This window comes from Microbacterium sp. C23T, from assembly GCF_053345975.1.
The window spans coordinates 1-10,630 of sequence record NZ_JBKFBD010000057.1; the positions used below are offsets into that span (position 1 = coordinate 1).

A 10,630-nucleotide genomic window follows, 5' to 3' on the forward strand; every position below is an offset into this window, starting at 1 on the left:
CCCCCCCCCCCCCCCGGGGGGGGGCCCCCCCCCCCCCCCCCCCCCCGGCCGCCCCCCCCCCCCCCCGACGATGGCGGCGCGATCGGCCCCGAACACCTGCTGCTCGCGGCCACGCGCGAGGCGGCGAAGTCCGAGCGCGCACTCACCGCCGCCGAGACCGGGCTGCTGCGAGGCGGTGCGAGATGACGCGCATCGACATCGACATCGAGCGCCTCGTGCTGCGGGGCGTTCCGGCCGAGCTCGCCGAGGGCATCGGCCCGCTCGTCGCCGAACGCCTGAGTGAGCTGGCGACCGCCGACCGGCGTGGCGACGACCCGCCGCGCTGGGCCGCCGCACCGCGCCGCGCGCGGCCGGTGACCGATCGCGAAGGCCTCGCCGCCCAGGTGGCGCGCGACACGTGGGCGACGGCCCGTGACCGGATCCGGGAGGGGGCGTCGTGATGAGCAGGACTCCGGCTCCCCCGGCGAAGGGCACGGACGCCGCACCTCCGCGACGCGTGTCGCATCGCCACGATGCGACGGAGCGTCAGGCCGACCGGGCCGCCGACATCGTCGCCCGCGGCGGGAGCGTGACGGGCTGGTCGTTCGCGAACGTGCCGGCCGAGGCATCCGTCCATCGTGACGAGGACCAGCCGAAGAAGCTCGAGGACAAGCCGCGACCACAGGCGGAGGCGTACAAGGAGGGCGCGGGCAAGGCGGTGGAGGCTGCGACCGAGACCGAGCTGCCCAGCGGCAAGAAGGTCCGCGAAGTCATCGAGGACAGCCCCTTGCTGTCCGCCGCCGCGGCGAGCGGCCTCGCGCTCTCGGGCAAGGACGTGCCGCTGCCGCTCGGATCGATTCCGAAGGTCAAGGACATCGTGCCGCCCGGTCTGAGCGTCGGTGTGAGGGCCGAGGGCGTCCCGGGGCTGCTTGCGGGCGATCCACGCCCGGGCGGCCGCGGCGTGGGTTTCGGCGACGTCGGACTGGGACTCACGCTCGGTTACACGGAACAGCTGCCCAAGGGAGGCCGGAAGCGGCAGAGCGCGGCCGACAAGAAGACGGCGGCGATCGCCGCCGACACCGCACGACTCAGGAACGACCCGATCATCAAGGGCATGCAGGCTCAGCAGGACAAGGAGCTCAGCGACGCCGCGATCGCATCCGTCGTCGCCCGTCAGAAGTTCGCCCCGGCCGGTCAGGTGCCGGGTCTCCCCTTCCCCCTCGTGCCCCCGCTCGCCACGCCGGGGACCGAACAGCAGAAGAAGCCCGAGGACGCTGTCAAGGCGGAGGAGCAGAAGAAGCGCGAAGAGGTGCAGCGCGCCCCGGCGACCACGAGCGAGGCGGCGCCTGCCGAGGCCTTCGACACGACGGGAGTGGATGCCGCGACCCGAGGCGGCGGCCGGGCGCTGGATCCGAGCCTCAGGCATTCGATGGAGGCGCGATTCGGCTACGACTTCTCGTCGGTGCGGCTGCACGACGACCCGCAGGCGGCGAGCGCAGCCGCCGGAGTCGACGCCACGGCGTTCACCGTCGGTGAGCACATCGTGTTCGGCTCGGGCCGTTTCGACCCGTCGAGCCCGGCGGGTCGGCACCTCATCGCCCACGAGCTCGCCCACGTGGTGCAGCAGCGCGGGGGCGCCGCACCGCGCTCCACCGGGGCACCGGCTCGCGTGCAGCGGCGCAGCTTCTGGGAGAAGCTCGCGGTGTTCTTCGGCGCCGAGGGCTCCTGGAGCGACGCCGAGCTGCTGGCATACGTGAAGGCGATCACGAAGGCGGGGTCGCACGACGGCTCGTACGACGCCGACAACAAGGCCCGCGCCGTCGTGCGCAAATGGAAGTCCGGGAGCCCCGGGTGGGAGCTCACGGGGACGCAGATGGGCCTGCTCATCGACGAGATGATCGACGGACCCACACTCGACGACGACGAGGACGCGATCCTCGATCTCGTGGAACTCGCCACCCCCGACGAGCTGCTCGTGGTGTTCCGCGAACCGGCGAAGCGCTACGCGTCTCTGAATGACAACCTCCATGGCGCGCAGCAGGACCGCCTCGACGATGTCGTCGCCCGGCGCTTCGCCGGAGGAGGCGCGGCCCTCTCCCGCGGAACCGTCGAAGTGGTCGGCCCCGAGCTGCCGGCCCGGTCGCCGTCCTTCGCGTTCGACGGCGCCCGCTTCGACGCCCGGTTCGAGGAGGACTACTACGGCGACGACCCCGCCGCGGTCGTCGCCCGGCTCTCCCCCGCCGATCGCACCAAGGCGCGGGACCATGTGCTGCGCACGACGCGCCCACGGTGGCAGGGCGAGCTCGAGGCCGTCACCCGCGAGCGCGTCGCGGCGACGGACGCCGCCGAGCGCCGCCGGCTCGCGAAGAAGGAGCGGAAGCTCCGTCACAGAGTCCGCTCACTCGACCTGTTCATCGCCGACACGCTTCATCGCGACCTGCCCGCCTCGGCGGCCGACGCCATCGCCGCGACCTCGCCGGTCACCGGCGACGAGGCGAAGGCCGCGCGCGAAGCGCTCACCCCGCCTCGCCCGGTGAAGCCGAAGCCGACGCCGCCCACCACACCACCCGACCCCGCGACCCCGCCGACGGCCGCGCCGACGACGGCGTCGGCGAAGCCGAAGAAGTCGGCCGCCGAGCGCCGCAAGGAGGCAGCGGCGAAGCGGAAGGAGGAGGCCGCTCGCAAGAAGGCGGAAGCCGAGGCGAAGGCGAAGGAGGAGGCCGAGCGCAAGGCGATGTTCGCCCCCGGCGGCAAGTACCGCACGCTGGTCGCAGCGGCGCTGGCCGTGAAGGTCGAGAAGGCCTACGAGAGCGCCCGCGCCGCAGGCACCGCATCGAAGCCCTCCGAGATCGAGCGCATGGCGAAGCCGGCGAAGGACGCGACCGACGGCGTCTTCGGCACCTTCTACAACTCCGGTGCGCAGCCCGAACTGACGTTCGGCGGCGACGGCAGACCACAGACGCTGTTCTCCTGGCACCACCGCCAGACCACCGCCGTCAAGTCCGCCGATCCTGCCGACCGCGTCTCGTGGGCCCTGCAGCAGATCCGCTACTACTTCCGCTCGGACGCCGCGTTCGACGCCATCAACGCCGAGTGCGACGCGCGGCCCGAGACGATCGGCGACAAGCGCAACGACGAGGCGCAGGCATTGGAGGACGTCGCCCAGGCCGCGGTGGTCGACGGGGTGAGCGAGAAGTGGGAGGACGATCCCCAGACCACCGCCGACAAGCTCATCTACATCGACCGCAACTGGGGCGGAGCACAGGTCGGCGGGCAGATCTACGTCGACATGTTCCAGACCGGCGACGTCGACGAGGACCGCGGCGCGCGGTGGGACATGTTCCAGACCCTCATCCACGAGTACGGCCACACCCTCGCGCACGCGGATTACCGGCGGTACGCCGGGAAGCTGAAGGAGAAGTCGGAGCGGGAGTGGAACACCCTCATGGAGGGCGTCGACAGCCTGCTGACGGATGTCGTCTGGTCGAAGAGCGGCCGTCGGCTCCTTGCGCATCGGCCGACACGAGAGCTGGTCGAGGGCAAGTCCTGGGCGGCCCTGCCCCCGATCACGGTGACCCCACCGGGCGCGTACACCTCGATCACCGAGGCGCAGCGCCTCGTCGACGTCGTGGGTGCCGACAACGTGTGGACGGCCTACTTCCTGGGCAAAGTCGACCGCATCGGCGGCACAGCGGGCGGGAGGCGGCCATGACGGACGCGCTGTCACGGCTCCTCGGCGCCGCCGACGTGTCGGGGTGGACCGGTCTGCCTGTCGACGCGGCGGAGACGCTCGGCATCGAGGCCGGCGCCGCGCCGGCGTTCGACGGTCTGCTGGGCGATCCCCCCGCGACGACCTCGTGGGTCCCCCTCTCGACCCGGCGATTCACCGACGGCCTGCGCGCGTGGGTCCGGGACGGTCGCGTCATCCTGATCGAGGGCGTCATGCCCGTAGACGACGAGGGAGGCTTCCTCGCCATCCCCGAGCTCGGCGAACCCGACGCCGAGCTCGACCACGTCTTCGGGCCTCTGACCATCACCGGCGGCGAGCGCGTCTACGCCGCGCGCGGCCTCGCCGTCTGCGTCAATCCGAAGAGCGGAGTGCTGCTCGCGGTGCGCGGATACGCGCCGACGACGCCCGAGGCCTACCGCCGGCAGCTGCGCCCCGTCCCGGTGCCCGAACTGCGTCTCGCCGAAGGGGGTGCGCCGTGAGCCTCGCCCACGTCCCCTCCGGTGCTCCCGCCGCCGATCGCCCGCGCGGCGTGCACGCGGTCGGGCATGCGGACGCGCCCGCCGAGCGCATGGCGGAGCAGTTCGCCGAGGCATCCGTCGCCCCTGCCCTGCCCCTGACCGGCTGGTCGTTCGCGGCGGTGCCCACGCGCGGGTCGTCGGCATCGGCAGAGCTCGACGTGCGGCTCGACGGCGACGGGCGCGCCCTCGACGCCGCCGAGCGGCTGGCTGCGCCACCGGACCACGATGCGCGGGACGTCCGGGTGCACACGGATGCCGCGTCCGCCGACACCGCCGAGCGCGCGGGTGCGGAGGCGCTCACGGTCGGCCGTCGCATCGCGTTCGCGCCCGGGCGTGAAAAGCGTGGCACCGCGGAGGGCCGGCGGAGGCTCTCGCACGAGCTCGCGCACGCCGCGCAGCACCGGGTCGGCGATCCTCCGATCGTGCGCCGCCAGCCGAAGGCTCCCGTCACGCCTGCGACGACACTGAATGGTCTTCCCGAGTCGGATCGCAAGCGCATCAAGGTCGTGACGGCGTTCGTGACCGTTCCGGGGCTGGCCGACAAGTTCGGCAAGAGCGTCGCGAAGACGACGGTGCCGATGCCGCCGAACACCGACCTCAGCGTCGACCCGTCCGCAGCGAGCGTCGACCAACCAGGTCTGCGCAACGTCGCGGCGACGCTCACGACGACGCACGGCGGCCTCGCCGAGGTCGTGCTCGGCGAGAACGCCACGATCACCCTCGCCCTCGATCTCTCTCCGTACGGCGGCGTCGACGGCCTGTACCGGTTCACACGGCACGTGCCGCAGGGCGCCGGCGCGGCCGCGCGCGTCATCGTCGAACAGCTCGGCAAGGACACACCGCCTACCGGAACTCAGGCCCCGGCTGCCACAGCCCCGGACCAGCCACCGCCGCCCGACCCCGTCGCACAGACCATGACCGCCGCGAAGCTGCGCCATTCCTTCAGCGGCGCCCCGCTCGCGGCGCTGCGCGGGGCCGTCGCGCAGATCCCCGCCGCACACCTCGCGAAGGTGTCGGGGCTCGCGTTCGTGGTCGGGACCGTGAATGCGTCGAATCCGAACGAACGTGGGAAGTACGACCGCCTCAGCCACACGATCACGATGGACGCGAGCGCCTTCGGCTCCAACCAGGGCCGCTTCACCGAGGGCGCCGCCGCGAGCACCGATGCGGTCCGCGCCATCGTGCACGAAATCGGCCACGCGCTCGACGTGGTCACGATCCGTGGTGCCGAGCTCGGCCAGGCGAAGGCGGAAGAGGGGATCAAGGATCTGATCCGGCGCTATCCCGATGGCAAGGGCGGTTACACCTACTCGGGGCTCCAGGGCGACGAGCTCGCCGACGTGCGGGCCAAGGAGAAGGCAGCCGCCGACGCCGAGCCCGGTCTGCTCAAGGCGCGGAGCATGACCGGCGGCTCGGTCGTCAAGTCCAAGGGGAACTTCACGGATGCCCCCGCCACGAAGCTCCAGCAGTCTGCGTTCGGGCAGGCCGTCGCGAAGGACGGCTCCGCCGTCACCGGCTACGGCGGAAGCGCCCCGGGTGAGGCGTTCGCCGAGGCCTACTCGCTGTACATCACGAGTCCGTCCGTGCTGAAGTCGCTCCGCCCCGCGACCTCCGACTTCCTCGAGAAGAACCTGCCGAAGTGAGGACGCGACCCATGACATCACCCCGGCTCATCAAAGGCGGCCTCGTGCAGGTCGACGTCAAGAGCGGGCGGACGCTCCGTACCATCGCCCTGCAGTACAACCCCGACTCGCTCAGCCGCACGATGCAGGTGCAGGCGGCGGGTGAGTCCGGGGGCGACAAGTCCCAGGCACTGCGCATCAAGGGCGCAGCGGCCGAGACCATCAAGGTCGAGGCCGAGATCGACGCGACCGATCGACTTGAACACCCGGATCAGAACCGCACCGCCGCCGAGGTCGGCATCCATCCCGAGCTCGCCGCGCTCGAGCTGCTCGTCCAGCCCACGAGCGACGCGCTGCAGGGCAACGACTCGATCGCCCGCGGCGGCGCGCTGGAGGTGCTCGCCATCGAGACGCCCCTGCTGCTCTTCGTGTGGGGACCGAACCGCGTGGTGCCGGTGCGCATCACCGACCTCTCCATCACCGAAGACGCGTTCGACGCCCAGCTCAACCCGATCCGGGCGACGGTGTCGTTGGGGATGAGGGTGCTCACCGTCGACGACCTCGGGTTCGAGCACCGCGGGGGCCAGCTCTTCATGGCGCATCTGCGCTCGCGCGAGGCGCTCGCCAAGAAGGCCGGTTCGGCGCCACTGTCCACGCTGGGCGTGAGGGAGCTCTGACATGGTCGATCCGCTCCAGCAGCTGCTCTCCGCCGGCGTCGTGCCGCAGAACGCGCTGCCGCCCACGAGCCGCTACGCCGAGGTCGGCATCGCCCATCACGTGCCGCCGACGGAGCCCGGCGTCGACCCCGTGCCCGTCGCGTTCCTCCGGCGACGGCTGGTGCCGACGCCCGAGCGCTTCAGCACCCTGTACGAGGTGCGGTGCGTCGAGGGCGACCGGCGCGATCTCCTCGCGGCACGGCACTACGGCGACCCCGAGCTGTGGTGGCGCCTCGCGGACGCCAACGGCGTCATCGACCCCGCCGGCATGGCCGGCCCTCCGGGGCACGTCGTGCGCATCACGCTACCTGTCGACATGAGGGGGGCGGCGGATGGCTGACCTGCCTCCGCAGCCCGTTCGGCTGCACCTGTACGCGGGACCCGCGATCGCCGTGCCGGCGCCGCAGGCGCTCGTCGAGGCGCTGCGCGAAGTGACGATCGAGAACGGCTCGGGCGATACCCAGAGCGGGTTCGAGCTCGTCTTCGACGTGCCCAAGAAGTCGCCCCTCTCGACGCTGTTCCTCCTCACGGGCGGCGTCTCGATCCCGCTGTTCCGCATCGTCCTCGCCGTGACGATCGGCGGCACGACGGAGGTCCTCGCCGACGGCGTGATGACCGACCACGAGTTCAAGACCGACGGGACGACAGCGACCCTTCACGTCAAGGGCAAGGACCTCACCGCCGTCATGGACATCTTCGAGCTCGACGGCATCCCCTACCCCGCGATGCCGGTCGCGGTGCGCGCGCTCGCCGTCCTCGCGAAGTACGCGGCGCTCGGCGTCGCCCCCCTGGTCATCCCGGCGCTCGTCGAGGACCCGCCGATCCCCACCGAGAAGATCCCCCGCCACCAGGGCAGCGACTACGCGTACCTCAAGAACCTCGCGCACGAGGCGGGCTACGTCTTCTACATCGACCCCGGTCCGGTCCCGGGCGTGAGCAAGGCGTACTGGGGCCCGGAGGTGCGTCTCGGCATCCCGCAGCGCGCGCTCGACGGCGGGCTCGACGGCCCGCACGACAACGTCACCGCGCTGAACTTCACGCTCAACAAAGAGGCGAAGGAGCTGCCCGTCGTCACGGTGCACGAGCCGTGGAGCAAGGCGCCGATCCCGATCCCCATCCCCGACATCAATCCGCTGAGACCCATGCTGGGGCTCGTGCCGCCGCTGCCGCCGAAGCTCACGTTCCTCCCCGGCACGGCGAAGCTCAGCGCGCCGGCCGCGATCATGAAGGGCATCGCGTACGCGGGGCAGCACGACGACATGGTCACCGGCACCGGGCAGCTCGATGTCGCCCGCTACGGCCGCGTGCTCCGATCGCGCGGGCTCGTCGGGGTGCGCGGGGCCGGCGACGCGTTCAACGGGCTGTACTACGTGAGCAGCGTCACCCACAAGATCGCGCGCGGCAGCTACACGCAGTCGTTCACCCTCGCCCGCAACGCCCTTCTGTCCACAGTCCCGGAGGTGCCCGTATGAGCGACACAGAGACCGCCGTCGCCACCAAGAAGCTCTTCGGCAAGTACCGGGGAACGTGCGTCAACAACATCGATCCGATGCAGATGGGGCGCATCCAGGTGCTCGTCCCGTCGATCGGCATCCCGCCGAGCTCGTGGGCCATGCCGTGCCTGCCGGTCACCGGCACCCAGACCGGCGTCTTCACCGTCCCGGCCATCGGGGCGGGCGTGTGGGTGGAGTTCGAGGGCGGTGATCCCGACTACCCGGTGTGGGTCGGCGGGTTCTACTCCCCCGCCGATGTGCCGGCAGCCGCGCGGATCGTGCCGCCCGGGGTGTCGGGGCTCACCTTCCAGACGCTGCTGAGCAACTCGATCACCATCAGCGATACTCCCGGGCCCACCGGCGGCATCCTCATCAAGACCACGACCGGCGCGATGATCTCGGTCAGCGACGTCGGCATCACGATCAGCAACGGCAAGGGCGCCGTGATCTCGATGGTCGGTCCGACCGTCAGCATCAACGCGGGCGCCCTCACGGTGACGTAGGAGGAAGGATGCCGGGACCCGTGCTCACTCAGGCCTCATCCGTGCTGTGCTCGCACGGCGGGGTGGCGACGGCCGTGTCACCCTTCCCGCGGGTGCTGGTGGCGGGCGCGCCCGTCGTCACGCTGGCGACGCAGTACGCGATCGCAGGATGCTCCCTCTCGACGTCGTCGGGGCCGTTCGACGTCAGCGGGCAATGGGTCGCCGGAGCCGTCCGGGTGCTGGCGGGCGGCATCCCCGTCGCGATCGCCACCGGATCGTCCCTCACTGTCGCGACCGGCGCACCGCTGATTCCGGGCGCCGTGCAGCCGAGGGTGGTGGCGTCATGAGCGGCACCCTCGACTTCCCGTGGGCCGTCGACGGCACCGGGCGCACGGCGACCACCGGGCGCGACGAGCACGTGCGCGACCTCATCGAGCAGGTGCTGCTCACGTCCCCCGGCGAGCGCGTCATGCGACCCGAATTCGGCGCGGGCCTGCTCGCGCAGGTCTTCGCACCCGGCGGGCCGGAAGCGGCCGCAGCATCCCAGTTCCTGATCCAGGCGTCGCTCGAGCGCGAGCTTGCGAACGTCATCGCGATCGAGTCGGTCGAGGTCGAAGTTCGCGACGCAGCCCTCGTCGCGACGATCGCGTACGTCGTGCGGGCGACCGGATCGCACGAGGTGCAGACCTTCCGCACCCCGCCGGGGGTGTCGCCATGACCTGCTACACGTGCGGCGATCAGCGCCGCCTCATGGCGGTGAAGCTCGCGGGGCTGCTCAACGGCATCGAGTTCCTCGAGGTGCGCGACCATGAGGAGTCGGTGGCGGGTCTGCGCCAGCGGACCCTCGTCGTCCGCCTGCTGCTGCCGGTGCCGGCGGGTCTCGACCGCACGTGGATCGCACTCGAGGGCGGTGAGCGCATCCGCCCCATCGCGGTGGAGTGGGCGAAGGCCGGCACCGACCTCACCGGCGCCGAGCTCGACCTCATCGATGGGTACGACGTCCCGGCGACGCTGCTCGTCGTGCGCACGGCACGGTGGGGCGACTTCTCTCTCTACACGCTCCGCGTGCGCACGCCCGGAACCACCGACGCCCCGACGGGCTTCGACCCGCTGCTCGCCGCAGTGCCGTTCTCGTTCAAGGTGGAGTGCCCGAGCGACCTCGACTGCCTTCAGCCGTGCACCTGCCCGGCGGGCGTGCACCACCCGCCGCCGATCGACTACCTCGCGAAGGACTATCAGGGCTTCCGCCGGGTCATGCTCGAGCGGATGGCCCTGCTCGCCCCGGGATGGACCGAGAGGTCGTCGGCCGACGTCGGCGTCATGCTCGTGGAGCTGCTCGCCTACGCCGCCGACGAGCTGTCGTACCGGCAGGACGCCGTGGCGACCGAGGCCTACCTCGGGACCGCCCGCAGTCGCGTCTCGCTGCGCCGCCACGCGCGCCTCGTGGACTACCGCGTGCACGACGGTGCGAGCGCCCGGGTATGGGCGCGGGTCCTCGTCGGCGAGGGCGCCGTCGACGTCCCCCTCGCGGCGGGCACGCGGCTGCTCACCCGCGTTCCCGGAGTCGACGACCAGCGCCTCGACGAGGACACGCGTGACTACGAGCGGGTCATCGACGCGCAGCCTGTCGAGTTCCAGACCGTGCACGGCGCACTCCTCGACCACGACCTCGCCGAGCTGCGCTTCTGGACCTGGGGACGCCTCGACGAGACCCTGAAGCCGGGGACGACATCGGCGACTCTTCGCGGCGATCACCCCACGCTGCGCGCGGGCGAGGTGCTCGTGCTCGCCGAGACCGTCTCGCCTTCCACGCGTGTCGCGGCGGATGCCGACCCCGGCCGCCGTTTCGCCGTACGACTGGTCGAGGTGCGGGCGTCGAAGGACCCCTCCGGCACCCTCTTCGACGGCGGCGAGGAGGACGTCACCGAGATCCGCTGGCACGAGGAGGACGCCCTTCCCGCAGCGCTCTGCCTCGCCGTGGACGGGATCGAGACCGCGGCCGCGTGGGGCAACATCGTGCTCGCAGACCACGGGGCGACCGTCGCCGGCGAGTCCTCGAAGGACGAACTGCAGGCGCTCTTCGCCGCCGC

Annotated in this window: 10 protein-coding genes and 1 pseudogene; all 11 read left to right on the top strand. The window is 71.8% G+C overall.

Annotation, left to right across the window (positions count from 1 at the left end):
* Positions 1-182 precede the first annotated feature (182 nt).
* Positions 183-440, top strand: a complete 258-nt coding sequence (locus tag ACLBXX_RS20350; RefSeq protein WP_447659508.1) for a hypothetical protein — start codon at positions 183-185, stop codon at positions 438-440.
* Positions 440-3,691 carry an eCIS core domain-containing protein gene (locus ACLBXX_RS20355; protein ID WP_447659509.1) on the top strand — a complete coding sequence of 1,084 codons (3,252 nt, stop codon included), beginning with the start codon at positions 440-442 and terminating at the stop codon, positions 3,689-3,691. Before ACLBXX_RS20350 ends, ACLBXX_RS20355 begins: the two co-directional genes overlap by 1 nt.
* Positions 3,688-4,188 (top strand): hypothetical protein, encoded by a 501-nt coding sequence (locus ACLBXX_RS20360; protein ID WP_447659510.1) that lies wholly within the window; start codon positions 3,688-3,690, stop codon positions 4,186-4,188. The genes ACLBXX_RS20355 and ACLBXX_RS20360 overlap by 4 nt, the downstream gene beginning before the upstream one ends.
* Positions 4,185-5,870 (top strand): eCIS core domain-containing protein, encoded by a 1,686-nt coding sequence (locus ACLBXX_RS20365; protein ID WP_447659511.1) that lies wholly within the window; start codon positions 4,185-4,187, stop codon positions 5,868-5,870. The genes ACLBXX_RS20360 and ACLBXX_RS20365 overlap by 4 nt, the downstream gene beginning before the upstream one ends.
* An 11-nt stretch (positions 5,871-5,881) precedes the next feature.
* Positions 5,882-6,526, top strand: coding sequence for a CIS tube protein (locus tag ACLBXX_RS20370; RefSeq protein ID WP_387145618.1), 645 nt, complete (start codon positions 5,882-5,884; stop codon positions 6,524-6,526).
* Between the two features lies 1 nt (position 6,527).
* Complete coding sequence (locus ACLBXX_RS20375; RefSeq protein ID WP_447659512.1) at positions 6,528-6,905, top strand: hypothetical protein; 378 nt, start codon at positions 6,528-6,530, stop codon at positions 6,903-6,905.
* Entirely contained in the window at positions 6,898-8,037 is a 1,140-nt protein-coding gene (locus tag ACLBXX_RS20380) for a hypothetical protein (protein ID WP_447659513.1), read from the top strand. Before ACLBXX_RS20375 ends, ACLBXX_RS20380 begins: the two co-directional genes overlap by 8 nt.
* Positions 8,034-8,561, top strand: a complete 528-nt coding sequence (locus tag ACLBXX_RS20385) for a phage baseplate assembly protein V (RefSeq protein ID WP_045299955.1) — start codon at positions 8,034-8,036, stop codon at positions 8,559-8,561. Before ACLBXX_RS20380 ends, ACLBXX_RS20385 begins: the two co-directional genes overlap by 4 nt.
* A gap of 8 nt (positions 8,562-8,569) precedes the next feature.
* Positions 8,570-8,887, top strand: coding sequence for a hypothetical protein (locus ACLBXX_RS20390; RefSeq protein WP_447659514.1), 318 nt, complete (start codon positions 8,570-8,572; stop codon positions 8,885-8,887).
* The gene (locus tag ACLBXX_RS20395; protein ID WP_447659515.1) at positions 8,884-9,258 is read left to right on the top strand and encodes a GPW/gp25 family protein; all 375 of its coding nucleotides are present in this window, start codon (positions 8,884-8,886) and stop codon (positions 9,256-9,258) included. The genes ACLBXX_RS20390 and ACLBXX_RS20395 overlap by 4 nt, the downstream gene beginning before the upstream one ends.
* A pseudogene (locus ACLBXX_RS20400) lies at positions 9,255-10,630 on the top strand (hypothetical protein); the annotation flags it as partial. The gene ACLBXX_RS20395 and the pseudogene ACLBXX_RS20400, both read left to right, overlap by 4 nt.

Excerpts from the sequence above, each read along its gene's own strand:
- ACLBXX_RS20355 (WP_447659509.1), top strand. The coding sequence starts at position 440 with ATGAGCAGGACTCCGGCTCCCCCGGCGAAGGGCACGGACGCCGCACCT.
- ACLBXX_RS20380 (WP_447659513.1), top strand. The coding sequence starts at position 6,898 with ATGGCTGACCTGCCTCCGCAGCCCGTTCGGCTGCACCTGTACGCGGGA.
- ACLBXX_RS20350 (WP_447659508.1), top strand. The coding sequence starts at position 183 with ATGACGCGCATCGACATCGACATCGAGCGCCTCGTGCTGCGGGGCGTT.
- ACLBXX_RS20385 (WP_045299955.1), top strand. The coding sequence starts at position 8,034 with ATGAGCGACACAGAGACCGCCGTCGCCACCAAGAAGCTCTTCGGCAAG.
- ACLBXX_RS20395 (WP_447659515.1), top strand. The coding sequence starts at position 8,884 with ATGAGCGGCACCCTCGACTTCCCGTGGGCCGTCGACGGCACCGGGCGC.
- ACLBXX_RS20390 (WP_447659514.1), top strand. The coding sequence starts at position 8,570 with ATGCCGGGACCCGTGCTCACTCAGGCCTCATCCGTGCTGTGCTCGCAC.
- ACLBXX_RS20360 (WP_447659510.1), top strand. The coding sequence starts at position 3,688 with ATGACGGACGCGCTGTCACGGCTCCTCGGCGCCGCCGACGTGTCGGGG.
- ACLBXX_RS20370 (WP_387145618.1), top strand. The coding sequence starts at position 5,882 with ATGACATCACCCCGGCTCATCAAAGGCGGCCTCGTGCAGGTCGACGTC.
- ACLBXX_RS20375 (WP_447659512.1), top strand. The coding sequence starts at position 6,528 with ATGGTCGATCCGCTCCAGCAGCTGCTCTCCGCCGGCGTCGTGCCGCAG.